This window comes from Candidatus Binatia bacterium (assembly GCA_023150935.1).
Taxonomy (GTDB): domain Bacteria; phylum Desulfobacterota; class Binatia; order HRBIN30; family HRBIN30; genus JAKLJW01.
Genome location: JAKLJW010000006.1, coordinates 107,265 through 130,820, shown reverse-complemented (window position 1 = coordinate 130,820; position 23,556 = coordinate 107,265). Strand labels below are relative to the sequence as shown.

The 23,556-nt window shown below is 66.5% G+C and carries 25 protein-coding genes; 11 read left to right on the top strand and 14 right to left on the bottom strand.

All coding sequences use genetic code 11. The features are described 5' to 3' along the window. Positions 1 to 66: 66 nt before the first annotated feature. The 5 genes from L6Q96_06440 to L6Q96_06420 all read right to left on the bottom strand — a co-directional run bounded on the left by L6Q96_06440 (position 67) and on the right by L6Q96_06420 (position 2,877). Positions 67 to 1,134, bottom strand: a complete 1,068-nt coding sequence (locus L6Q96_06440; protein ID MCK6554211.1) for a CoF synthetase — start codon at positions 1,132 to 1,134, stop codon at positions 67 to 69. A 22-nt stretch (positions 1,135 to 1,156) separates the two neighbouring features. Then, a complete protein-coding gene (locus L6Q96_06435) occupies positions 1,157 to 1,651 on the bottom strand; it encodes a tRNA (cytidine(34)-2'-O)-methyltransferase (protein ID MCK6554210.1) in 495 nt (164 codons plus the stop codon). Further along, a complete protein-coding gene (locus L6Q96_06430; protein MCK6554209.1) occupies positions 1,638 to 2,105 on the bottom strand; it encodes a DUF1285 domain-containing protein in 468 nt (155 codons plus the stop codon). Before L6Q96_06430 ends, L6Q96_06435 begins: the two co-directional genes overlap by 14 nt. Positions 2,106 to 2,268: 163 nt before the next feature. Beyond that, a complete protein-coding gene (gene dtd / locus L6Q96_06425) occupies positions 2,269 to 2,715 on the bottom strand; it encodes a D-aminoacyl-tRNA deacylase (protein ID MCK6554208.1) in 447 nt (148 codons plus the stop codon). A gap of 15 nt (positions 2,716 to 2,730) precedes the next feature. After that, a complete protein-coding gene (locus L6Q96_06420; GenBank protein MCK6554207.1) occupies positions 2,731 to 2,877 on the bottom strand; it encodes a hypothetical protein in 147 nt (48 codons plus the stop codon). Between the two features lie 363 nt (positions 2,878 to 3,240). Between L6Q96_06420 and L6Q96_06415 the strand changes: the two genes are divergently transcribed. Together L6Q96_06415 and L6Q96_06410 are read left to right on the top strand one after the other, a co-directional pair. Next, positions 3,241 to 5,520: a PAS domain S-box protein gene (locus tag L6Q96_06415; GenBank protein MCK6554206.1), complete on the top strand. Its 2,280-nt coding sequence runs from the start codon at positions 3,241 to 3,243 to the stop codon at positions 5,518 to 5,520. A gap of 135 nt (positions 5,521 to 5,655) precedes the next feature. After that, a complete protein-coding gene (locus L6Q96_06410) occupies positions 5,656 to 6,018 on the top strand; it encodes a hypothetical protein (GenBank protein ID MCK6554205.1) in 363 nt (120 codons plus the stop codon). 38 nt (positions 6,019 to 6,056) lie between these two features. Here the strand turns inward: L6Q96_06410 and L6Q96_06405 are convergent, their stop codons facing one another. Genes L6Q96_06405 through eno form a run of 4 tightly spaced genes read right to left on the bottom strand, consistent with a single transcriptional unit; the run spans position 6,057 to position 9,503 of the window. Continuing rightward, positions 6,057 to 6,584 carry a zf-TFIIB domain-containing protein gene (locus tag L6Q96_06405; GenBank protein ID MCK6554204.1) on the bottom strand — a complete coding sequence of 176 codons (528 nt, stop codon included), beginning with the start codon at positions 6,582 to 6,584 and terminating at the stop codon, positions 6,057 to 6,059. A gap of 41 nt (positions 6,585 to 6,625) precedes the next feature. After that, entirely contained in the window at positions 6,626 to 7,594 is a 969-nt protein-coding gene (locus L6Q96_06400) for a M48 family metallopeptidase (protein MCK6554203.1), read from the bottom strand. A 1-nt stretch (position 7,595) separates the two neighbouring features. Next, on the bottom strand, positions 7,596 to 8,153 hold the full coding sequence (locus tag L6Q96_06395) for a LemA family protein (GenBank protein MCK6554202.1): 558 nt from the start codon (positions 8,151 to 8,153) through the stop codon (positions 7,596 to 7,598). A 36-nt stretch (positions 8,154 to 8,189) separates the two neighbouring features. Next, positions 8,190 to 9,503 (bottom strand): phosphopyruvate hydratase, encoded by a 1,314-nt coding sequence (eno, locus tag L6Q96_06390; GenBank protein MCK6554201.1) that lies wholly within the window; start codon positions 9,501 to 9,503, stop codon positions 8,190 to 8,192. Positions 9,504 to 9,549: 46 nt separating this feature from the next. Here eno and L6Q96_06385 point away from each other — a divergent pair, with 46 nt between their 5' ends. Then, positions 9,550 to 9,900, top strand: a complete 351-nt coding sequence (locus tag L6Q96_06385) for a septum formation initiator family protein (protein MCK6554200.1) — start codon at positions 9,550 to 9,552, stop codon at positions 9,898 to 9,900. A 114-nt stretch (positions 9,901 to 10,014) separates the two neighbouring features. Here L6Q96_06385 and L6Q96_06380 read toward each other — a convergent pair whose 3' ends face one another. Together L6Q96_06380 and L6Q96_06375 are read right to left on the bottom strand one after the other, a co-directional pair. Next, positions 10,015 to 10,794 carry a TonB family protein gene (locus L6Q96_06380; protein MCK6554199.1) on the bottom strand — a complete coding sequence of 260 codons (780 nt, stop codon included), beginning with the start codon at positions 10,792 to 10,794 and terminating at the stop codon, positions 10,015 to 10,017. A gap of 12 nt (positions 10,795 to 10,806) precedes the next feature. Continuing rightward, positions 10,807 to 13,128, bottom strand: coding sequence for a TonB-dependent receptor (locus L6Q96_06375; protein ID MCK6554198.1), 2,322 nt, complete (start codon positions 13,126 to 13,128; stop codon positions 10,807 to 10,809). Between the two features lie 342 nt (positions 13,129 to 13,470). Between L6Q96_06375 and L6Q96_06370 the strand changes: the two genes are divergently transcribed. After that, positions 13,471 to 14,100, top strand: coding sequence for a hypothetical protein (locus L6Q96_06370; GenBank protein ID MCK6554197.1), 630 nt, complete (start codon positions 13,471 to 13,473; stop codon positions 14,098 to 14,100). 92 nt (positions 14,101 to 14,192) lie between these two features. Further along, a complete protein-coding gene (locus tag L6Q96_06365; protein ID MCK6554196.1) occupies positions 14,193 to 14,873 on the top strand; it encodes an HAD family phosphatase in 681 nt (226 codons plus the stop codon). Between the two features lie 14 nt (positions 14,874 to 14,887). On the opposite strand, the gene L6Q96_06360 is transcribed toward L6Q96_06365, so the two are convergent. Next, a complete protein-coding gene (locus L6Q96_06360; protein ID MCK6554195.1) occupies positions 14,888 to 15,799 on the bottom strand; it encodes a transglycosylase SLT domain-containing protein in 912 nt (303 codons plus the stop codon). A 96-nt stretch (positions 15,800 to 15,895) separates the two neighbouring features. Here L6Q96_06360 and L6Q96_06355 point away from each other — a divergent pair, with 96 nt between their 5' ends. After that, complete coding sequence (locus tag L6Q96_06355) at positions 15,896 to 16,537, top strand: TetR/AcrR family transcriptional regulator (GenBank protein ID MCK6554194.1); 642 nt, start codon at positions 15,896 to 15,898, stop codon at positions 16,535 to 16,537. 121 nt (positions 16,538 to 16,658) lie between these two features. Here the strand turns inward: L6Q96_06355 and L6Q96_06350 are convergent, their stop codons facing one another. Then, complete coding sequence (locus L6Q96_06350) at positions 16,659 to 19,406, bottom strand: vitamin B12-dependent ribonucleotide reductase (GenBank protein ID MCK6554193.1); 2,748 nt, start codon at positions 19,404 to 19,406, stop codon at positions 16,659 to 16,661. A 139-nt stretch (positions 19,407 to 19,545) separates the two neighbouring features. Here L6Q96_06350 and L6Q96_06345 point away from each other — a divergent pair, with 139 nt between their 5' ends. Then, complete coding sequence (locus tag L6Q96_06345) at positions 19,546 to 20,040, top strand: DUF721 domain-containing protein (GenBank protein MCK6554192.1); 495 nt, start codon at positions 19,546 to 19,548, stop codon at positions 20,038 to 20,040. A 60-nt stretch (positions 20,041 to 20,100) separates the two neighbouring features. Here the strand turns inward: L6Q96_06345 and L6Q96_06340 are convergent, their stop codons facing one another. Next, positions 20,101 to 20,985 carry a phosphoribosylaminoimidazolesuccinocarboxamide synthase gene (locus tag L6Q96_06340; protein ID MCK6554191.1) on the bottom strand — a complete coding sequence of 295 codons (885 nt, stop codon included), beginning with the start codon at positions 20,983 to 20,985 and terminating at the stop codon, positions 20,101 to 20,103. An 83-nt stretch (positions 20,986 to 21,068) separates the two neighbouring features. Between L6Q96_06340 and L6Q96_06335 the strand changes: the two genes are divergently transcribed. The 4 genes from L6Q96_06335 to L6Q96_06320 all read left to right on the top strand — a co-directional run bounded on the left by L6Q96_06335 (position 21,069) and on the right by L6Q96_06320 (position 23,551). Beyond that, complete coding sequence (locus tag L6Q96_06335) at positions 21,069 to 21,368, top strand: hypothetical protein (protein MCK6554190.1); 300 nt, start codon at positions 21,069 to 21,071, stop codon at positions 21,366 to 21,368. Between the two features lie 109 nt (positions 21,369 to 21,477). Continuing rightward, complete coding sequence (locus L6Q96_06330) at positions 21,478 to 22,740, top strand: DUF1566 domain-containing protein (GenBank protein ID MCK6554189.1); 1,263 nt, start codon at positions 21,478 to 21,480, stop codon at positions 22,738 to 22,740. A gap of 339 nt (positions 22,741 to 23,079) precedes the next feature. After that, complete coding sequence (locus tag L6Q96_06325; protein ID MCK6554188.1) at positions 23,080 to 23,349, top strand: BrnT family toxin; 270 nt, start codon at positions 23,080 to 23,082, stop codon at positions 23,347 to 23,349. Continuing rightward, positions 23,330 to 23,551 carry a CopG family transcriptional regulator gene (locus L6Q96_06320; GenBank protein MCK6554187.1) on the top strand — a complete coding sequence of 74 codons (222 nt, stop codon included), beginning with the start codon at positions 23,330 to 23,332 and terminating at the stop codon, positions 23,549 to 23,551. The genes L6Q96_06325 and L6Q96_06320 overlap by 20 nt, the downstream gene beginning before the upstream one ends. Positions 23,552 to 23,556 lie beyond the last annotated feature (5 nt).

Sequence of the window (23,556 nt, the reverse complement as noted above, 5' to 3'; positions counted from 1 at the left end):
TGGAGTCCGATCTACCCCGCCGCCCGGCCCCCCGTTTGCGGGCGCGGTAAGGGAGGTAAACCCTCCTCAAGAAACGAACTCAGCCAGGGCCAGCGAACATCCCCGTGCCTCGGCACCCGCAACCCGACCCGTGATTTCAAGACCGTCCGCGGTCAGGCGACCCAGGTCTTCGGTGAGTACGCTCAGCGCGGTGCCGGCGTTCGCCAGATCGGTATGACAAAGAACCCCCGGATCGCCGTCCGGGACTTCTCTTAAGGTTGCCGGGTCGAGCACGCGGGTGCGCAGCCACGGTGGGCTGGTCTTGGCCCGGCGCGTTGCCAGCCCGTGGTACCGGTCGCGAACGACGTTGTCGTAGAACTGCGACGACAGTTCGGCCATGCCGTACTCGTTGACGACGAAATAGCCGGGGATCGCGAACGCGCTCCAACACCCGTGCAACAGACCCTGGCGGGACAGGACGCGCGGCGCACCCTTGGTGCCGCCGGTGTCCATCAACCGACTGCCGTGCGGCAACCGGAAGGTCCAGCCGCGTCTGTCGCAATGGTCCAGGAACCGCAACAGACCGGCAGTTGTGGTCATGATGCAGACCGGCGCGCCGTCGGCTTCGCTGCGCCGCAACGCCGCGGCGCCGGCGTCGAAGTCGAAGCGATCGTCGCCGGCACAGACGACACTTCCGGGCGCGCCGAACGCTTCGAGCGCCCAGGCGACCATCTGGGCCAGCGACGATTCGGGTCGCTGCTGCACCGGCGGTATGAGCGACACGATGCGGATGTCATGCCGGTCCGGCAGCACGAATTGTCGCAAGCCGGCGAGCGCCGCAGCGCGATAGAGACGCAGGTCGGGCATCGGGTGGCGGCCGCGACGCTCGCCTCCGGTCGTGGTGCCACTGGTCATGAAGACGTGCTCGGGCGGGGCGCAACAGAGCTGCCGATACTTGAAAGCGAGCGTGGGTACCGGTGGGACCAGCCGCCAGTCGCCAACCGAGTCCGGCGTGGCGCCACGGCGCTCGCAGACTGCCCGGTACGCCGGAATGGATGCGAACTGATGCTCGAACACGGCCAGGGCCAGCGCGGCGAAACGCTCCGGTGCCGGGTTGGCAATATACGCGAGGACTTCGTCGTGAATCGGATGCATGGAGGTCGAGCGCTCTGCACCGTCAGGCAGTGGCGAACCAATCGAGGTCGAAGCGGCTTAAGGCCTCGTAGACGACGATGGACACGGCGTTGGACAGGTTCAGGCTGCGTACGTGCGGGCTGCGGATCGGAATGACGAACGTGGTTTCTGCATGCTCGGTGAGGATGTCGGGGGGCAGGCCGCGCGTTTCGGAGCCGAAGACGAGCACGTCGCCCGGAGCGTATGCGGCGGTAACGTAACTGCGCGTCGCACGAGCGGAGAAACAGTGCACGCGTCGGGGCGCCGAGGCATCGATGAAGCCCTGCCAGCGGTCGTGTACGTGCACATCGACGTGCGGCCAGTAATCCAACCCGGCGCGTTTGAGGTGACGATCGTCGAGCGAAAAGCCCAGCGGCCGCACGAGGTGCAACCGCACGCCGGTCGCCGCACAGAGCCGGGCAATACTGCCGGTATTGGGAGGGATCTCCGGCTCCACCAGGACGACGTGCAGCGGTGGGTTGGCTTCAGATGCGGCCAATGGGATGCTTCGTCTCGCCGCAGCGCAGGCGCAGGTCGCCCGCGGCAACCTCTTCGATCGCGCCGGCGAGGTGATAGTACGCCGCACGCAGGAAGCGGGCCCGCTCGCTGCCGTTCTTCACCATGCAGTACAATACGTTGTCGCGACCTACCGCCACGGATGCCGCATCGAGCAGTTCGGTGGTGCCGTCGTTGAGATCTATCCAGATCCGGCCCTCCGGGTCGGTCTCCACCGCGGTAACGACAAACGGAGTGTCGGAGACCTCGACGTCGGCATGGTAGCGTTCGTCGATCCAGACCTCGTAGCTGCCGCCGTCCGGTTTGCGCCTGACGTAGCGGCTGAAGAGGCGCGCCAGGCGCGGGTGCGTGACGGGCTCGTCGTCGGCATACCAGATACCGTCGGCCCCAAACCTGAGCTTTGCCGTGTGAATCGAGTAGAAGCCCGCCCCCGGCATTATCCCTCCAGCCGGTATTCCAAGAGCCTTACACAATACCCGTCGCAACAAGAACAAGCGACCCACCCCCGGGGAATCCCGGTCCCTCAGGCCGCGGGCCGACGCCCGCAACCCAACGACAGGACAACGGAGCAAGACCTTGCGCAGGCGAACGGCATTGGCATCAGGGCCGCCGGCTATCGAGAACGATCGTTACCGGCCCGTCGTTGACGAGGGCGACCTGCATCCGCGCGCCGAACTCTCCGGTCGCGACGCGGACGCCGGCGGCGCGGGCGGCGGCGACGAAACGCCCGTAAAGCGGGATGGCAGTCTCGGGTGCGGCGGCATCGCTGAACGACGGCCGTCGCCCCTTGCGGGTGTCGGCGAGAAGGGTGAACTGCGACACGACGAGAAGATCGCCGCGGCAGTCACGCAGCGATCGGTCGAACTTCCCGATTTCGTTCTCGAAGATCCGGAGGTCCAGGACTTTACCGAGCAGCCAGTCGGCGTCGTCGGTCGTGTCGTCCGCCGCGACGCCGAGGAGGACGGCCAGGCCTCCGCCTATTTCGGCGGTGACCCGGCCGCCTATGGTAACGTGTGCGCTGCCAACGCGCTGCACGACCGCGCGCATCGACGATCCAAACGGTCAGTTCTCCTCCTCGTCGTCGTCGTCCCAATCCTCGTCGTCGTCGAGGTCGTCGTCGTCTTCGTCGAAATCGTCGTCGGCGTCGTCCTCTTCCTCATCCCAATCGTCGTCGTCTTCCTCACGCTTCGCCCACAGCCACTCGTCCATGCCGGTCTCCTCTCGTCGAATGTCCGGCCGAGCGCAGCCGGTTCCGCCCGGAAACGCGCCGCTTCTATCCACGGCCTTGGGTGAAGTCAACTCGGATCGCCTCGCCCCGTCGGGCCAAGGCGAAGTCGCCGACGGAGCCTCGATGCGCCTCCCCGGGAACGCGGGTGTCCCGCCCGCTCCGTGGCAGGCGCTTGAATTCAACAGCCCGCGGGCGGGGGGCGCCCGCTTTCCCGGGGTGTGTGCCGTGGCCCGGCCCGGCGGAGCGCCGCGCGCGGTGTTCGGTGCCGAACCGTGCTATCGTGATCGGGTCCGGGCCGGGTGACGTGGGGCACCGCCGGGCGACGTTGCTGCCGGGGAGTCTCCATGGGTACGCCGCTGCGTGTCTTGTTGATCGAGGACTGTGAGGATGACGCGCGGCTCGTACTGCGCGAGTTGTGTCGCGCGGGGTACGCCCCGGTTTCGGAACGCGTGGATACTGCGCCTGCACTGGCTGCCGCCCTTGCGGAGCGCGAGTGGGACATCGTTCTGTGCGACTACGTCATGCCGCAATTCAGCGGCACGGCAGCGCTGGAACGGATGCGTGGACACGGTTCCGACCTGCCCGTCATCATCGTATCCGGCGAAATCAGCCAGGAGGCGGCTATCGCGGCGATGCGCGCCGGCGCGCGCGATTTCGTAATGAAGGACGGCCTTGCGCGCCTGGCACCGGCGGTGGCGCGCGAGCTGCGCGAAGCCAAGGCGCGCCGCGAGCGCCGGCGGGCCGAGGAGGCTTTGCGACAATCGGAGATCCGGTACCGCGAGCTGGTCGAGAACCTCAGCGAGGTGATCTTCACGGTAGATACGGCAGGGCACGTCACTTACGTCAGCCCCAACGTGGAGAGCATCGGCGGATACTGCCAGGACGAGATCGTCGGCCGGTCGTTTACGGAGTTCGTCCATCCCGAAGATCTGCCCGCGCTGATGGCGAGCTACCAGCGGACCATCGCCGGTCACCTGGAGCCGAGCGAGTATCGGGTGCTTGCGAAGTCCGGCAATGCAATCTGGGTACGGACATCCAGTCGCCCGATCGTGCGCGACGGCGAGGTGGCCGGGCTGCAAGCGGTGTTGATGGACATTACCGACCGCAGGGAAGCCGAAGGGCGACAGCAGTTGCTGGCGCTACTGGTGGAGCAGGCGCCGATCGGTATCGTCAGGACGGATGCCAGTGGTCAGGTGACCGGCGCTAACCCGGCCGCACTGCGGATCCTCGGCTCGCCGAGCGAGGAGGCGACCAGGCAGTTCAACGTCCTGAGTCTGCCCAACCTGCGCGAGGCCGGCATCAGCGCCGTCTTCGAACGCACGATCGTCGAGAAGGTGTCGACGCAGGTGGAAGCGCCGTACCGCTCGTACTGGGGAAGGGAGTCGGTCGTTCGCATGCAGATCGTGCCGTTGCTCGGCCGCGCCGGGGACGTGCATGGAACGTTGGCGATCATCGAGGACACCACCGAGCGGGCGCAGTGGGCGAGTGCTTTGCGGGCGAGCGAGCAGCGTTTGCGCAGTGTGCTGGACGGACTCGGGCCTTCGATCTTCGTCGCCCTGTTGGATCTGGACGGTCGTATCCTCGAAGGCAATCAGCCCTGGTTGGCTGTGGCCGGGGGTGGACACGAGGACTTGCGCGGTCGGGTTCTCGACGGGCTTCCGGAGATCGGTCACTCGGCCGCGGTAGTTGCGCGCGTGCGCGCGGGGATCGGGCAGGCCGCCGGCGGTGTGAGCTGGCGGGGCGACGTCGAGACCCGCCTGCGCAGCGGCAGGGTCATGGTCGTCGATCTGTTTCTCGGCCCGCTGGTGGACGAAGCCGGGCGGGTCGCCTACATCGTCGGCTCCGGCGTCGACGTCACCGACCGTACCCTGGCCGAAGCCGGCCTGCGTCGGTTGAATGCCGAGCTCGAACGCCGGGTGAGAGAACGGACCGCACAACTCGAAGCCGCCAACAAGGAGCTGGAAGCGTTCACGTCGTCGGTCTCGCACGACCTGCGTGCGCCATTGCGTGTGGTCGACGGCTTTTCCGAGGCGTTGGCGCTGGAGCACGCCGACAGGCTGGACGATCAGGCGCGGGCTTACGTGCAGCGCATACGCGGCGCCGCGGCGCGGATGGGGCAGTTGATCGACGACCTGCTGACCCTGGCGCGAGTGTCGCACCGCCATCTGGATCTCACCCGCGTGGAGTTGGGACGGCTGGCGCACTGGATCGCCGGAGAGTTGCAGCGTTCCGATCCCGAGCGGCGGGTTACGTTCGCGATTGCGGATGACGTCGAAGTGCGCGGCGATGCGCGGCTGTTACGGGTTGCCCTGGAGAACCTGCTTGGCAATGCCTGGAAGTACAGTAGCAAGCATCCGACGGCCCGGATCGAATTCGGGGTGCGCTGGGAGGACGGTGGGGCCGTGTATTTCGTGCGCGACGACGGCGCGGGCTTCGACATGCACTATGCCGACAAGCTCTTCGTTGCGTTCCAGCGCTTGCACGGCAGCGAGTTCGAGGGCACCGGGATCGGCCTGGCGACGGTGGCGCGGATAATCCATCGCCACGGCGGTCGCATCTGGGCGGAAGGCGCCGTCGAGCAAGGCGCGACCGTCTACTTCACGCTGCCGAACGCCGAACCGTAGTTCGGCTTGAACCAATCGGGATCGGGGTCGGCCGCGATCCCGGCATAAAATGAAGAGGCCTTCCGGGAGGGGAAGGCCTCTTCACTGAGCCTTGCGGCTCTGCCTTGAGGGACGGGAGGTAAACTTCTGGCCTTATTGGCCTCGCTGATAAAGAACCGGAACTACTTCTTCTTCTTTTTGGGCGCCGCTTTCTTCTTAGCCGGAGCCTTTTTCTTAGCTTTAGCCGGAGCCTTCTTAGCTGGCATAGCAACCTCCTTCGAACTTCTGGAGAAGCATGAACTGCACGAACACTGTGCTCCCTCCACTCAAGACAACCACTTCCTCACCACCACCACCCATCGTGGCGCAGTAAATAAAATGACGCTCCGCTCGTGTCAACAGAAGAATGCCATTTTGGAAAAATTTTTTTATTGGGCTTTCGCAAGCAGGGTGGGAGAAAATCCGGCCTCTAAAATGGCGTTGAGCTGGCGCCACGACGGAACTAGGGCGACGTTATAACGGGTTTCCACAGTGGTCACTGATGGTTGTCCACAGCGTCACACGCGCAGGAGCAGGCGGATCAGGGCCCGGATTATGACCCCGGCAATCAGCGGTCCCAGCGCCGGGTCGGGTTCTTCGTCAGCCGGTCCCGTGCCGTGCACGGCGCCGGCAAGGTCGGGTACGGTCGGCCAGGCCCGGGGATCGCTGGCCGCTTGCGTCAGCCGATCGACGGCGGCGGCGTCCGCGGCCCGGCCACCGCGTCGGGGACGGGCCCGCCCGCGCAGGCGGCGTAGTTCGCCGCGGTTCAACCACATGCCCTCGCAATTGGGGCAGCGTTCGATGCGGGCGTCGGGCGGCAGGGTCGAGTCACGGAAATGCCGCATGGGCGCCCGACATCGCGGACAGCGCAGCGGTACCGGGGCGGCCGGGGAGGCAGCGTGCAACGCGGCCTCGTCGGGCGGGTCGAGCGCCGCGACCGCCTCGGCGCTGAGGGGAAACAGCTCCCACCGGTCGACCCATAATCCGCCGCAGGCGCGGCACTGATCGAGCACCAGCCGGTAACCGGTGACGGCGTCGGCGGTCACCTCCCGCAGCGTTCCCGGGCATTGGGGGCAGGCGAGCGCCATTATTCCGGAGGCGCGCCCGTGGACGATGATGCCGCCCGTGCCATCGTTCGCAAGATCGCAATGCGCTGTGCGAGCGGGGGATGAGTGCTCAGCAGGTTTGCCAGACGACCCTGGCGGTCGTTGACGCGACGCGGCCAGGGGGTGCTGATGAAGAGATGGGCCGTGCCCCGGGTTGCGGCCCGCACCGGCCAGGTTGACGCGCCGATTTTTTCGAGTGCTCTGGCGAGCCCGAGGGGATTGCGCGTGAGGCGTACGGCGGTGGCATCCGCGAGGTACTCCCGCTGCCGGGACACGGCCATCGCAAGCAACCGGGAGAGCAGGGGGGTTACGGTCAGAAGCGCGAGCACGACAAAGATCTGGATCGGGCTGCCCCGCCTATCGCGCCCGAAGAAGAGACTGCGGCGCCCCCAGTCTGCGAGCATCAGCGAGCCCCCGAGCAGTACGCCCACCAGCGTCATCGTGAGCGTGTCCCGGTTGCCGATATGGGCCATCTCGTGGGCGATTACCCCCTGAGTTTCTTCCCGATCGAGAAGGTGCAACAAGCCCTGCGTGACCGCGACGACCGCGTGTTCCGGGTCGCGGCCGGTGGCCAGCGCATTCGGCGCCTGGTCCGGCAGAACGAAAACCCTCGGCATAGGGAGTCCCGAAGCGAGGGCCATCTCGCTGACGATATTGTGCAGTTGACGATGTTCGGGCGCGGTCAGAGTGAGCGGCTCCGCGCACAGCGAGCCGAGCACCAGCCGCGCCCCGCCGTAATACGCGGTAAGGCTGCTGGCTCCGGCGACCCCGGCGGCGAGCAAGGTGACGACCGGCACGGGTATGGATCCGACGGCGATGAAGCCACCCCACATTCCGTCGAGGCCAACGCCGAGGGCGAGGAAAACGACCGTAAAGGCGGCGATCAGCAGGGCGCTGCGGCGGCGGTTGAGCCGCTGGCGCGCCACGAAGTCGATCGCCGGGGGCGACACGTCAGCGCGGCAGTCGCAGATCGACGGCCGGGACCGCGGCTTCCCGAGGCTCGCCGGTGAAGTACTCGGCCGGGGTGAAGCCGAAGTAATTGGCGACCACGTTGGCGGGGAAAACCTGCTGGCGCGTATTAAACTGCTCTACCACGTCGTTGTAGTACTGGCGGGCGAAGGCGATCTGGTTCTCCGTGGTCGTCAGTTCCTCCTGCAACCGCAGTACGTTCTCGTTGGACTTGAGCTGCGGGTAATTCTCCATCACCGCAAACAGGCGCCCGATCGCCTGCGAGAGTTCGGTTTCGGCGGCCCCGCTCGCCCGTGCGCCGGTGGCCGATACGGCGCGCGCCCGCGCCTCCATGACCCGTGTCAGGGTGTCGCGTTCGAATTCCATCGCACCTTTGACCGCCTCGACGAGGTTGGGAATGAGATCGTGGCGGCGCTTGAGCTGGACGTCGATCTGCTTCCAGCTATTTTGGACGCGGTTTCGCAGCCCGACGAGGCTGTTGTATATCCAGACCGCCGCTGCTGCGGCGGCAACGATCGAGACCAGTAGTGCAGTTCCCACGTCACCTCCCGTTGCGGGCCGCGTGGATGCGCCGCGCTAGCGTGCCCGGCGGAAGGCCGCCTTGCCGGGATAGACGGCCTTCTTGCCGAGCATCTCCTCGATACGAAGCAGTTGGTTGTACTTGGCCGTGCGCTCGCCGCGGCTGGCGCTGCCGGTCTTGATTTGTCCCGCGTTCACCGCCACGGCGAGGTCGGCGATGGTCGCGTCTTCGGTTTCTCCGGAGCGGTGCGAGATCACGGTGGTGTAGCCGGCCCGCTTCGCCGCCGCGACGGTGTCCAGAGTTTCGGTGAGAGAGCCTATCTGGTTGAGCTTGATCAGGATGGAGTTGGCAACGCCGGTGGCGATACCGCGGCGGAGCCGCTCGGGATTGGTGACGAACAGGTCGTCGCCGACGAGTTGGGTCTTCTTGCCGAGCGTTTTCGTGAGCAACGACCAGCCGTCCCAATCGTCTTCGCCGAGACCGTCCTCGATGGACACGATCGGGTACCGGCCGACCCAGTTCGCGTACATCTCGACCATGGAGGCATCCGAGTGGCGGCTGCCGTCGGACTTTTTGAACACGTACTCGCCATCGGTGAAGAACTCGCTGGCCGCCGCATCCAGGGCCAGGGCGATCTGCCGGCCGGGCTTATATCCGGCGCGTTCGATCGCTTCGAGGATGACCTCCACCGCCTCCTGGTTTGATGCGAGGCGCGGCGCGAAACCGCCCTCGTCGCCCACCGCCGTCGAGTACTGCCGCTCGCGCAGGACCCTGGCCAGCGTATGGAAGGTCTCGGCCCCCATCCGCAGTCCATCTGCAAAGGATCGCGCCCCGACCGGAACCACCATGAACTCCTGCAGATCGACCGAGTTGTCGGCGTGGGCGCCGCCGTTGAGGATGTTCATCATCGGCACCGGCAGCGTTACGGGCTTCTCGCCGTAAAGGCTGCCGATGTACTGGAACAAGGGCATCTTCGATCCCGCTGCGGCGGCGTGGGCGACGGCGAGGGAGACGCCGAGAATCGCGTTGGCGCCGAGCTTGCGTTTGTTCGGCGTGCCATCGAGATCGATCATCAGGCGATCGATTTCCGCCTGCTTTCGGGCATCGCGACCTCTCAGCCGCGGGGCGACGACCCGGTTGACGTTGTCGACCGCTTTCTGCACGCCCTTGCCAAGGTAGCGCTTCTTCCCGTCACGCAGTTCGAGCGCCTCGTGCATCCCGGTCGATGCCCCTGACGGCACGGCGGCGCGACCGCGACCGCCGTTGCCGAGAATGACCTCGACCTCGACCGTGGGATTGCCCCGGGAGTCGAGTATCTCTCTCGCATGTACCCTGGTGATCTTCACGACGATCTCCTCGCATTTGCGCACCGCCCTTTCCTAATTTACGATGCGCACGTCTTTGGCAAAAAACGCGATGGCCCTTCTACCCCCCTTGCCGCGAAAATACAAAGGTACCTTTGCGCTCGTCGGTGCCGGCATCTTGCTGCTCGCTACCGCGGCGGTGTTCGGCGACAACGGTCTGGTTCGCCTCCGCGAATTGCAGCGAGCGCTGACCTCGCTCGAGCAGCGCGCCTTCCAGTTGCAACAGTCCAACGAGCAGATGCGCGAGCACATCCGACGACTCGAATCGGACGACGCGCTGATCGAGAAGCTGGCCCGCGAACGACTCGGCCTCGTCAAACCCGGCGATCTGGTCTATCGCCGCCGCCCCTCCGCGCACGCCGCCGCCGGCCCAGTATCTTCCGGCCCCGCCGCCGCCCGTTAAGCCCCGGCCGGCGCCCGGTTCGTGAACTCGCGCTTCTTCGGCTCGCGCACGGACGCCGCGCGGATTCGCGAGCGCGGCGGCCGACTCCGGGGCTCGCTCCGGCAACCGCCGGCGTCAGCGTAGACGGAAGCGCACCGGCAGGTGCACCAGGACACGCACGGCTTCGCCCTCCGCGTCCCGGCCCGGGCGAAAGCGCCATTGGCGCAGCGCGGCGATTGCCGCATCGTCGAGCAGAGGTACGGACTCCACCACCCTGACCGAATCCGCTTCGACCCGCCCGCGGCGGTCGACGACGGTTTCCAGTACCACCAAACCCTCGATGCCGCGGGCGCGGGCCAACGGCGGATAGACCGGCATGGAAGACGATATGACGACAGGCGGAGAAGCCACCTCGTCGGCGCGAAGGACGCGCGTACCGATACCGCCGACTACCCCACCCGGGGTGCCCGCAGCCTCTCCGGCGGGAGCCCCGGCTCCCAAGGGCGCCGCGACCGCAGCGGGCGAGGGGAACGGTTCCGGCGGCGGCGCCGCGTCGGGCTTGAGGCGAGGCCGTGGCAGCAGTTTCGCCGCTCGCCCGGGCGCAGTGGCGATCTTCTGCGGCCGGGGCTTCTCCACCGGCGGTCGCACCGGCTCGGGAACGGGTTGCGCGACCGGAGCGGGAACGGCGGGCAAGACTGAAACGCCGCCCGGCGGAGGCGGCGGCGGGGCCGGCGGTTCGAAGATCGTGATGCGGAGCGGTCGCGGCTCGCCAACCCGCACCACCGCAAAGCTGCCACAGAAGCCGAGCAGAGCCACGTGAACGGCGACGGAAGCGGCGGCCCAACGCCAGTAGCGGCGCATCACGGGCAGCGTCACCGGCACATCGAAGCGCGGCGAGAGAAAAGAAACCGACATCGATCGGCTCGATCAGAAGTACATCGCAATACCGCCCCTGACCCAGAACGGATTCCCGGGGGTGAAGTAAATTGCCTGTGGCGGGTCCTCGTGAGTTCCCTGCTGCCCCGGAGTCGCCAGGCAGTTCCCGGTCCCGACGTGACCCAGCAGACACGCCGTGTCCGCGAATTGCGCCTCCCGCCAGTTGGCGTCGCTCACATTGAGCAGGTCCAACTGCGCCTCGACATTGCGCCAGCGGTAGCGGGCGAGCAAATCGACCAGGGTGTACCCCGAGGCCGTTAGCGTGTCTTCCTCGTTTGCCGGTCGCGATGCCAGATAGCGCACCCGCACTGCCGCGGAGAAGTTCGGCCCCCAACGTGCGGTCACCCCGCCGTTCATCAACAGGGTCGGGGCCAGAGGAATGGGGTCGCCGGTGTCGGAGAACTGCGCTTTGTTCCAGGTCAGGTCGTAGTCCACGAACAGCCACGAAACGGGTTCGTAGCGCAACTCGAGGTCCACACCCCACCGGCGCGTCGGGCCCGAAGGCTGGTAGAGGCCGCCGGCGCCGATCTCCTGGTTGCCCGCGTCGCCCGAAAAACTGAGCTCGTCGTCGAGGTCGATCCGCCACAGCGCCGCCGCGACATCGAGGCTGTCGAACTGCCTTGTCCGCACCCCGAGTTCGTAGCCCGTCGATCGCGTCAGCGGCGATTCGAGCCCACCCGCTAACGCCGGGTTCTGCTTGCCGAGCAGAGCCAGCCGCGCATCGTTGGAGTGAAACCCGAGGCCGAAGTTCAAATACACTTCGGTGTTCGGCGCCACGGTCAAGATGGCGTTCGCTTTGGGGCTGACGATGCCGTCGGTGGTGTTGCCCCGGACGGTCACGGATGTGAAGTTCGGATCGGGTCCCTGGTCGGGCAACTCGTTGGTGCCGTCGAAAAAGAACACGTCTCCGCGCAAGCCGGCATCGAACCGCAACCAATCGTAAGGGAACGTCTGCTGCGCGGCGTAGCCGCTCACCGACGACTCGGCAACGCCGAGGCGATTCACGGCGAAGAACCGGTTCCGCCGCACCTGCCGGTACAGGGCGAGGTCGCCGATCAGATCGTTGCGGTTCTCGATGCCGACCTCCGTCTGCATGCCGACGTCACGAACGAACCAGTTCGTGGTATACGACGCCCGCCCGCCGAAGAGCACGCGTGACTCGTCCTGTTCGATACCGTCGCCCGGCAGGTAATCGAGAGTCGGGTCCGGGTTCGGCAGACCGCCGTTGTCGACGATGCGGTTGCCCGACTGATAGAACCGCAAGCCGGTGTCCTTGTACAAGGTGAAGTTCGAATACAGAGCCAGGTGATTGTGGCTGAAATACAACTGGGCGGCTACCGAGTCTTCGGCCGTGGGCGTGTAACTGAACTGGATGTTGATGTTCTCCCGGTCCGTGCGCCCGCCTTCGGTCGGATCGATGGCGTCGAAGCGGTCGAACGGCCGGTGCCCCGGGTCGGGCACCAGCGCTGCCGGGTTTGTGTCGATGAACCCCGCCTCCACGGCGCTCAGGGGTATTTGCCCCGAGGCATTCCAGTTGCCCTGCATCGCCGCGCCGGAGATGGTCAATTTCCCGTGGGGGATCGGCTCGACGGTCGCCTTGGCGAAGAAGTTGTAACGCAGGTAGTTCTGCGGGTCGTCGAAAGGGCCGTTCGTGTAATAGACCTGCGCGGCAAGCAGCGTCTTCATCCATGACAACCGCGGCGAGGCGCCGAGGACGTAACGTTGCGTGCTCCAGAATCCACCCGAGGCGTAGGCGAAGTTCTCGGCAAATTCGTCTTTGGTGACCAGGTTCATTGCGCCGGCATTGGCGAAATCCCCGAACTGAGCGAAGTAAGGACCTTTGAATAGTTGCAGGCGCTCGATGGTTTCCGGGATGACGAAATTCACGTCGGCGTAACCTTGCCCGTGGGCCCCGGTAACGAGGTTCACCGGCAGCATGTCTACGAACACGGCGAAATCGGTTCCATGGTCGGCATCGAAGCCGCGAATGAGGTACTGCGGCGCCTTGCCGCCGCCCTGGTGCTGCGCCACGATCAGACCGGGGGTGTTGTTCAGGATCTCCTGCAACGTATCGTGCGGGCGAACCTCGTAGTCCTTCTGGCGAATAACGTCGGCAGATGCCGACGACAGCGGTTTGTCAGCCTCGACGACGACCTCCTCAAGTCGCGTCGTGGGCCGCCGCGTGTCCGGCGCGGTCTTTGACGACTCGCCGGAGGGTTGCTCTCCGATTGCTGCCTCCTCGGCCGCCGAAGCGACCGGCGATAATACCGCCGACACAACGGCGGCGTACAACCAGGTCCATCTGACTTGCACGGCACACTCCTCCATCGGGACGCGGATCGCGCACGGCACGCGACGGTGCGCGGACATCCGCGCCGCCCTCCAGGATGAATACGGAACGGACACACGGAGCCGCCCGCCGAATGCGCCGTCCCCGGACCGGGGTGCTCACGGTAAGCCCGAGGCCGGGCCTGCCGATGGGGCACGGAACCCGACGCCCGCACCGGTAGTCCACGAACCGGATCGCGGCGCGTTGCGGTGCGTCGGTGTTCCGAGTCCCGGCCGGTTCGGTCTGCGATGATGCCGCGGGACGGAGGAACGTCTGCTTCAGATGGCGGCGGGGATGGTGCCCGTCAGGGTCGGAGGGCCGCGTGCATGCGGTGCCACGACTCGACCGTCGAGGCGGCGGCCGGTAGCGACAAACGGCAGCGGCTGTGGCGAGCCGGCCGGTGGGAGCGCGATGCGCACCGGGACGTGGAGCCGGTGCAACGGATTCGCGGTGTGCCAGTGCGGTGCCGCGGGGGAGGCGTTTGTCCGGAGACCGGGAAGGTGGCGATCATGATCGGAGGCGAGATTCCGGATCGGCGCGCGATCTCGGCCGTGGCCGTGGTCGTGGTCGTCGCTCTGCTCGTGCCGATGGCCGTGGGTGTGGTCGGCTCCCTGGTCATGGCCCGGATCGCCGCCGTGGTCGTGGTGGTCGTGGTCGTGAAGGGTATGCGGATGACGGTGTCCTCGCCAGTGCTCGGAGACGAGGAAGGCGAGGACCTCTCTCCGGTCGTTGTCTGTGGCCGGGAAGAGGGGAGAGCGCCGGGAGCCTGCGCCGTGGTTGTGCTCGCTGCCTGCGGGGTGAACGTGGGTGTGCTCGCCGTGGGCATGGTGGTGAAAGTACAACCCCGCCCGCGGCGCAGCCCCGAGGAGGGCGGCCACGGCAATCGCGAGGCGCCACCGTACGGCGCGGTTTTGCACACCCGGTTGGGTCACGATTCGGCCTTACCACAGGTGTGAGTTCTAAGTCACCGAGGTTTTCGATCCGGGCGGGGCTACCGGGTCACGGCGGCCCTTGTTGCCGCGGGGAAGTGCTGCGAAGCTGCACGGCGATGCGGAAGACCTCCCATCCCATCCCGCGTCTGCGGGACATCTCCGCGGTGATTTTCGATCTCGACGGGGTGCTCGTCGATTCCGAGCCGTTGCATTTCCGGGCCGCCAACCGCGTCCTCGGTGGCTACGGCCATGCCATTACCGAACCCGAGTACGTGCGATTCATCGGCCTCGGGGAACGTGCGACCTGGGAAGCCTGGCGGCGGCAGTATGCGCTGGCGGCGCCGGTGGAAGCGCTGGTGGAGAAGCACACCGCCGCCCGTCGCGCCGAGATCGATGCCGGTGTGGAGCCGATCGGCCCGGCGGTGACGCTGGCGGCAAGGCTCGCAGCGACGGGAGTGCGGCTGGCGATCGCGTCGTCGTCGACCCGGGAGATCATCGAAGCCTTGCTGAGGGCGCTCGGGGTCGACGATCTGTTCGGTGTACTGGTGTCCGGGGAGGACCCGGGGGTGACCCGGAGCAAACCGGCGCCGGACGTATACCTGGAGGCGGCGCGCCGCCTGGGGGTTGCCGCGTCGGCCTGCCTGGCCATAGAGGATTCGGCGCCCGGCGTGGCGGCGGCGACGGCGGCTGGGATGGTATGTGTGGCGGTGCCGGGCCGGTGGACGCGGCACCAGGACTTCGGCGCCGCGGACGTGGTACTGGCCAGCCTCGATTATTTTCCGTTGATCGTGTCTTGAGGGATCTGCCGCCGTCAGCCGTGGCGGCGACGTCGGTTAGACGGCCGCGCCGCGGTACGCTGGCGGGCTTCCGCTTCGGCCGTCAGCACGCGATAGCGGTCGTACCTTTCCAGCACGCGATAGACGTAACGAACGACGCCGCGGCCGCGAGCGTATCCGTTGGGCAGGTACTCGTAGTATTCGGGATCTTCGAGGAGCGGGATGACGGCTTCCATCTCGTTGTCCCAGACATTGGGATCGTTACCCAGCTCGACGGCGAGGAGTCGCGCGTCTTGCAGGTGGCCGGGGCCCATATTGTACGCGGCAAGCACGAGCTTGAGCCGGTCGGCGTCGCGCGCCTCGTTAAAGAGTTCGCCGAGGTAGCGCAGGTAGAGTACGCCGGTGCGGATGTTGTCCTCGGGCTCGGTGAAGTTCTCCATGCCCACCTCTTCCGCGGCGATGGGCATGATCTGCATCAGGCCGTATGCGCCCATGGAACTTCGACTGGTCGGTTCGAAACCCGACTCCTCGCCGACGATCGCGGCAATAAGACGCCAATCGAAGCCTTCCTCGGCGGCGTGCCGTGCCAGCAGGTCATCGTACACCGAGATCAGCGGCCGGCGGGTGGGCACCGGCGGCCCGTACACCTCGGGGGCCGGCGCCGGGAGGTCCGGGGACGCGAGCGACTCGGCAGCGGCCGGCGCCACATCGGTGACGCGGATGCGCCAGCCATTGCTGTGGAGGGTCCACGGCTGCGCCGCCGCGGCCGTGGACACGGCGCCGGTTTGCGGCGTCTCGGCTTCGGCGAGGATCGGGACCGTCGTCGCCGCGGGCGCCGCGGGCGCTTCGCCGGATGGACGCTGCAAGAGAGTGCCGACGGCGAAGCCGCTTACGATCGCCGCACCGGCCCGCAGACCCCAGCTTATCTTCGAGCGGCGGGGGCGCATCGGGCGCACCTTGCCCGACGGAGCGCGGCGATGCAACCCGCCCGCGAGATTGACTTGCCGCGGGGTTTCCCCCTACGGTGCCGGGGACGCGGCGAGATGGCCGACAAAGCCCAGATAGACGCGCACGAAGCGCGGGAGAAAATTCTTTCCGCAGCCTCCCAGCTATTTGCGCGGCAGGGGTACGAGAATACAACTCTGTCGCAGGTGGCGCGGGAGGCGAAGGTCAGCAAGGCACTGATCTTCTGGCACTTCGATTCCAAGGAGGCGCTCTATCGGAGCGCCCTGAGAAGGACGCTCGAGCCGTATTTCATCAACGTCGACTCGCTCGAGGGGCTCGAGGCGCGAGAACAGCTCGGGTTACTGATCGACCGTTTTTTCGCCTTCACGCAGGAGAACGTCTATTCGGTACGGTTCTTCCTCACCTTGACGCTGCGCGGCGAGGAACAGGCCGAAGACGAGGGACTCTCCCGGGTGATCGCCCTGTACCGGGCGTTCGAAGGATCGATCGCGGAAATCCTCGATCGCGGTCAACGTCAGGGTGTGTTCCGCGCCGATGCCAGTCCGACGCGCGAGGCCGCGTTCATCATGGCCACTCTCGGCGGCATTCTGATTCAACGCTTCCTGAGTACCCCGGAATCGGGGGAGCCTGAAGCCCTGCTGAACCACCTGAAGACGACGCTGTTCCAGCGCCTTCTGGTCGATTCCGGTGCCGCAATCCACGCGGGGCGCCTCGACTGAGACGCCCCGCCCGAGTCAACCTCGGCCGCCACCACGGACCTCCGGGAAGGTCATCCGCAGCATGCCGCAACCCCGCCGCTTCCCGAAACCGTCCTCCTCTACCGTCTGCCCCGGTCGCGGCTCACGAGCACCCGCTCGTGGCGCCGCAGTTGAGGCATTTGTAGCAACTGCCGTTGCGAACCATGATCGCGCCGCAGTCCGAGCAACTTGGCGCATCCGCCTGCGGGCTGAAACCCAGCGCGGTGACCCCGGTTGCGCGACCCGGTTGGGTCGAGTCGTGCCCCGCGCCGCGGGTTTCGCTCGGGGCTTCGATGCTGGCAATACCGATATCGGAGTGCTTCTCGGGGCTCATGAAACGCGCCCCGAGGAAGCGGAAGATGTAGTCGATCAGCGACTTGGCGATCGGAATCGCCGGATTCTTCGTGAATCCCGAGGGTTCGAAACGGACGTGGCTGAACTTGTTGACGAGAACCTCGAGCGGCACGCCGTACTGCAGGGCCATCGACACGAGGATGCCGATCGTGTCCATCAAACCGGCGATCGTGCTGCCTTCCTTGGCGATCTTGATGAAGACCTCGCCGGGAGTGCCGTCTTCGAACAGACCGACGTGGATGTAGCCCTCGTGTCCGGCAATATCGAATTTGTGCCGCAGTGAGGTGCAATCCTGCGGCAGGCGGCGCCGCACGGGCTGGGCCTCCGTTAGCGGGGCCGCAGCCTTCTTCTCCGGCTTGCTGCCGGTGTTGAGCGGTTGCGTGCGTTTGCAGCCGTCGCGGTAGATCGCCACCGCTTTGACGCCCAGTCGCCACGCCTCCATGTACGCGTCCATGATGTCTTCAACGGTGGCGGCGTTCGGCATGTTGATGGTCTTCGAGATCGCGCCGGAGATGAAGGGCTGGACGGCGCCCATCATGCGCAGGTGCCCGAGGTAGTGTATGGCGCGCATTCCGTTGGCGGGCTTGAAGGCGCAGTCGAACACCGCGAGGTCTTCATCGCGCAGTTCCGGGGCGCCCTCGATGGTGTCGTGCTCGTCGATGTATTCGACGATCGCCTGGATCTGCTTCGATTCGTAGCCCAGCCGTCGCAGTGCGCGCGGCACGGTGCCGTTGACGATCTTCAGCAGCCCGCCGCCGACCAGCTTCTTGTATTTTACCAGGGCGATGTCCGGCTCCACCCCGGTGGTGTCGCAGTCCATCATGAACGCGATCGTGCCGGTCGGCGCCAGCACCGTAACTTGCGAGTTGCGCACCCCGTGGGCCGCGCCGAGACTGACGGCATCGTCCCACGCGGCGCGCGCCGCCGTCAGCAGTTCGAGCGGCACGTAGGTCGGATCGAGTTTGTGCGCGCAGGCGCGGTGCCGTTCGATGACGCCGAGCGTGCCCGCACGGTCGGCGGCGAAGCCGGCGAACGGACCCTTGGCGGCGGCGATGCGGGCCGACTGCGCGTACGCCGCCCCGCACATGAGGGCCGTGACGGCGGCGGCGTACTGCCGCCCGGCCTCCGAGTCGTAGGGAAGACCGAGCGACATCAGCAAGGCGCCGAGGTTGGCGTAACCGAGACCCAACTCCCGATAGGCGCGTGCATTGGCGGTGATTTCCGCCGTCGGGTAGCTCGAGTTATCGACGACGATGTCCTGCGCCAGAATCATGATCTCGCAGGCGCGTTTGAACGCCGCGGTATCGAAGTCGCCGGCGTCGTCGACGAACTTGAGCAGATTCAACGACGCCAGATTGCACGCCGAGTTGTCGAGGTGCATGTACTCCGAGCACGGATTGGACGCGTTGATGCGGCCGGCGTTCGGGCACGTGTGCCAGCCGTTGATCGTGGTGTCGAACTGCATGCCCGGATCGCCGCACACGTGGGTCGCCTCGGCGATCATGCGCAGCATTTCTCGCGCCCGGTAGGTGCCGGCGACGCTGTCGTCGAGGACGTAGCGAGTGTGCCAGACGCCGTCGGTGTCGACGGCGCGCATGAACTCGTCGGTCACGCGCACCGAGTTGTTGGCGTTCTGGAAGAAGACCGAGGCGTACGCCGGGCCGTCGAGCGAGCCGTCGTAACCGGCGTCGATGAGCGCCCAGGCCTTCTTCTCTTCCTCTTCCTTGCAGCGAATGAAGTCGAGGATATCCGGGTGATCGGCGTTCAGAATCACCATCTTGGCCGCGCGCCTGGTCTTGCCGCCGGATTTGATGACCCCGGCCGAGGCGTCGGCGGCGCGCATGAACGACACCGGCCCCGAAGCCGTGCCGCCGCCGGCCAGTTTTTCCTTCGCCGAGCGAATGCGCGACAGGTTGACCCCCGAGCCCGACCCACCTTTGAAGATTATCCCTTCGTTGCGATACCAGCCGAGGATCGACTCCATCGTGTCGTCGACCGCCAGAATGAAGCACGCCGAGCACTGCGGCTGCGGCTCGATGCCGACGTTGAACCACACCGGGCTGTTAAAGGCCGCCTTCTGCTCGACCAGCAGATGAGTCAGATCGGCCGCGAAGTGCTCCGCATCGGCGGGCGTCGCGAAGTACCCCTGCCGCTCGCCCCAACCGCGCAGCGTTCCGACCACCCGACCGATGAGTTGGCGAACGCTGGTCTCGCGTTCCCGACTGTTGAGGGGGCCGCGGAAGTACTTCGACACGACCACGCTGGTCGCCAGTTGCGACCAGGGCCGCGGGATCTCCACGTCGTGCTGCTCGAAGACCACTTCGCCGCGTTCGCCGGTGATCACCGCGCTGCGCCGATCCCACTCGACGGCGTCGAACGGATCGACCCCGGGGGCGCTGAAAGACCGGGGCACCGTCACCCCACGCACCGCCTCGGCCGCTGCCCGCACGCGCCCCGCCTGCCCATCCTCCTTGCGCCGCCGCGCCGGTTCCCTCATGCGCAAAACCCCTTCATGTTGTGTAGTGAGCGAACGAGTACCCCAAGATGTTGAGGTCGTCAAGCGTCGATTGCAGAAAGTTCGCCTCCGGTCTCCACACCTCTTCGCTGCCGCGCCGCTTGCGGGTACACTCCCGCTCATGTCGCGCCGAACGCTCCCGCCCGCCACCGTGGGCGATGTCCTGCAAGCCGTGCTGCAGCGTCTCGATCCGGAGCAGGAACTGCGTGCCTACCGGGTGTGGGACGTGTGGGTGCAGGTGGTCGGTCCGACCGTGGCGCGTCGGGCGCAGCCTTCCCGTGTGCGCAATGGCGTACTCGTGGTGACGGTGGCCACGCACGCGTGGATGCAGGAGTTGCAGTTCATGAAGGAGACGCTGCGCGAGCGGCTCAACGCCCGTCTCGGCGTGCCGGCGATTCGCGATATCTTCTTCGTGGCCGGACACGTCGATGTACCAGCGGAGGCCGAGCCGCCGCCAACGCCGCCGCCCGGCGCGCCGGCGCCGCCGGTGCCGCTGCCCGACCTCGACGATCCGGCGCTGGCGGCGACGTTTGCACGCATCATGGGTGCGCACGCACGCCGCACGCGCGCCGCGACTTCAGGCAAAGGGGCGACCCGACCGCGGCGCCGCCGGTAAAGGCGGCGATGTCCGGGGCGACCGCCAGCCGGAAGAAGATTGGCGCCGCGCCGTCGCCGGTTATTCCTCGAGCCGCCGTCCGGTCAGGCGGGTGAATGCCTCCCGGTATTTCTCGGAGGTCTTGCCAACGACTTCGTCGGGAAGCGCCGGCGCCGGCGGAGTCTTGTCCCAGTCGAGTGTCTCGAGATAGTCCCGTACGAACTGCTTGTCGAAACTCGGCGGATTGGACCCCGCGGCATAGCGGTCGGCCGGCCAGAACCGCGACGAATCGGGGGTGAGGCATTCGTCAATGAGGATCAGGTTGCCGTCCAGGAGGCCGAACTCGAACTTGGTGTCGGCGACGATAATGCCCCGATCCGCCGCGTGGGCGCGGCCTTCGTTGTAGATGCGGAGGCTGAAATCGCGCGCCAGGCGGGCCGTTTCCTCGCCCACGAGCCGGCAGCATTCCGCCCACGTGATGTTTTCGTCGTGTCCGGTCTCGGCTTTCGTGGAGGGGGTGAAAAGCGGCTCCGGCAACTGACCCGCCTGCTGCAAGCCGGTGGGCAACCGGATGCCGCAGACGGTTCCCCGCTCCCGGTATTCCTTCCAGCCCGATCCCACCAGATAACCGCGCACCACGCACTCCACCGCGAGAGGTTGAGCTTTCTTCACGATCATCGACCGGCCGCGCAGACGATCCGCGAACGGCCGCAGTTCCCCCGGGAAATCTTCGACCCGGGTCGCGATCATGTGATTCGGAACGAAATCCAACCGCTCGAACCAAAACGCCGAAAGCTGATTGAGCACGGCGCCCTTGCCCGGGATCGGTGTGGGAATCACCACGTCGAATGCCGATATCCGGTCGGATGCGACCAGCAGCAGATGGTCGCCCAGATCGAAAATGTCGCGGACCTTGCCGCTGCGTACCTTCTCGATTCCCGGAAGCTCGATGGAGGCCAGATTCATCGCCGGATGCCTAGCATGTCCGCCCCCGGGCGGATAGGCCGCGTCGACTGCCCACTCTGGCGGCCACGCGCAGCGGCTCGCCGATGCAGTCGGCGCCTTCGACCGATCGCGGCGGCGCCACCGATCTGTGCCGTTCCGGGGTGCGGGGCGCCACCCGAAAAGGGGCTTTGCCCGGCAAGCCCCCGGCAATCCGCCCGCGGCCGTCCGGGGCGCTCACCAGCGGCAGCGCGTTTGCCGCCGGGGTCGCCGCCAACCTCGTGCAAACGATCTTCGACGGCGGCCGCATCGCCGCGAAGATCGACCTCCGGAACGCCATCCAGGAACAGGCGTACGCGGCCGGATCGGTCGCCCGGTGCGGTCGCGGGGCTCCATGTTTGCCTTGACTAAGGAAGCGATGTGCCGCAGGGTTCGTTGGACAAGAATGTGCCGAGCGCAAGCGGGGCCCCGGGGCAGAGGCACCGGTCGCGCGAGCGAGAGCAGGGAGGAGCGAGAATGAAGGGCTTTTGCGGTCGTCCGCTTGGTCAGGTGTTGGTGCTTGCAGCAGCGATGGCTGGGGCCGGGGTTGCCGGCGCTACGCCGGAGAGCAGTCTCGAGAAGTGCCAGAAGGTCGTGCGCGGAGAGGCGGCGAAATTTGCCGCGGGGCGCACCAAGGCTCTCCAGGTGTGCCTGCAGAAGATCGCCAGGGAGGTTGTGGTGGCGAATGGCACCGGGGCGGCGGCGGCGAGCACGTGCGTGAGCGCCTTGCGGAAGTTGCGCAACGACGCCAATCCGACCAAGACGCTGGCGGCGAAAGCCGGGGCCAAGATCGCGGCGGCGTGCGGGACAGGCCTCGAACACACGCTTCAGGACGTGTTGGGAACCGGGGCGAGCGTGGCCGAGCCGCTTAACGCAGAGAATTTGAACGCTTGGTGCAAGCGCTTCACGGGTAATGGCACCGTCGCCAGCCTGCAGGACTGGACCGACTGCCTTATCGCTGCCCATGAGTGCGCCACCAACGTGCAAGTGTCGACCCAGTATCCGCGGGCCCTCGAATGGCTCGACGCCGTGCGGCCGGCAATGGTGGCTCTGTCGCCGTCGCCGACTGACGCCATTGCGGAGCTGGATGAGGTTAATGCGGCGATCGAGGGACCGACCGACGACGACAAGCCCGAGGTTGCCTGCGGTCGCGGCAACTTCCCGGCCAGCGGGCAGATTGTGTCGTACGGGGCCGACAAGAACGAGGGCATACCGGGGGGCGTTCCGGTCGCGGACGATGGCGATGTACGTTCCGGTGCGCCGCTCCGCTTCGTCGACAACGGCGACGGTACGATCACGGACGTGACCACGGGCCTCATGTGGGAGAAGAAAGACGATGCCGGCGGGCTGCACGACTGGGACAACGCCTATGTCTGGTCGGGGAACGGGTCGCAGGAAACGATTTGGGATTGGCTCGATGACCTCAACGCCGAAGGAGGGACCGGGTTCGCGGGGTACAACGACTGGCGCGTCCCGAATATCCGCGAGCTGCAGAGCATCGTCGACTTCGGGCAGAGCGGACCGCAGGGCTACCCGGTGTTCCACGACGGCTGTGTGCCGTCGGGGTGTACGGTGCTCGCCTGCACGTGCACGGCGGGTGCCGGGTACTGGACCTCGACGACCTACACCAACGACGCGACGTTCGCGTGGTTCGTGCACTTCAGCTACGGCTACACCAATGTCTTCCTCAAGAGCGGTGCGGGCGTCGATCGGGTGCGTGCCGTTCGCGGCGGCCTCTGACGGCGCACGCAGGTCGGGACGGGAAAGCCAGGGGGGTCAACACCGACAACCCCGCGGATGCCGAGCGGGGCCGGGGTCGGTATCGCTATCGGTATCGGGGCAGGGACGAGCGTCGGTCATGGGCACCGAGTTCGGCGTGGCACGGGGGGATCGATCGCGATCCCGATGACGATACCGACCCGAGGGAGTGGGTATCTCGACAGTCCCCGTCGCCGACTCGGTCACCCTGCGAACCCGCCCCCGCCCAGGGGACGGGTTGTCCGAATCGGCGCACCGCCCCCATCGTCCCCTGAGATCGGGCGTGTTGTCGCCGGTCGAGAAAGGGCATATTTACTATTCATGCGGTTCGAGTTCGATGCGGCGAAAAGCGAATCGAACCGCAAGAAACACGGGATCGATTTCTTCCAGGCGCAGCGACTGTGGGAAGACGGCCGGCGGGTTGAGGTACCGGCGAGAACCGAGGATGAGCCACGGTTTCTGGTCGTCGGAAAGGTCGCCGACAGACATTGGTCGGCGGTCATCACGTACCGCAACGATGTCGTGCGGTTCATTTCTGTGCGACGACCTCGATCGTCCGAGGTGGAGATCTATGAAAGCGAAGACCTTTGACCGCAAGTTCGACCGCGGCGAAGACGTGATCGGAGATCTGGATGTAGGACGCCTACGCAGGCCGGGACGCGAAGCCAGGCGGGTGAACGTCGACTTCCCGGCGTGGATGGTGGACTCTCTGGACGAGGAAGCCCGTCGTCTCGGGGTAACGCGCCAGTCGATCATCAAACTCTGGATTGCCGAGCGCCTGGAGCGAGAGTAGCGCCG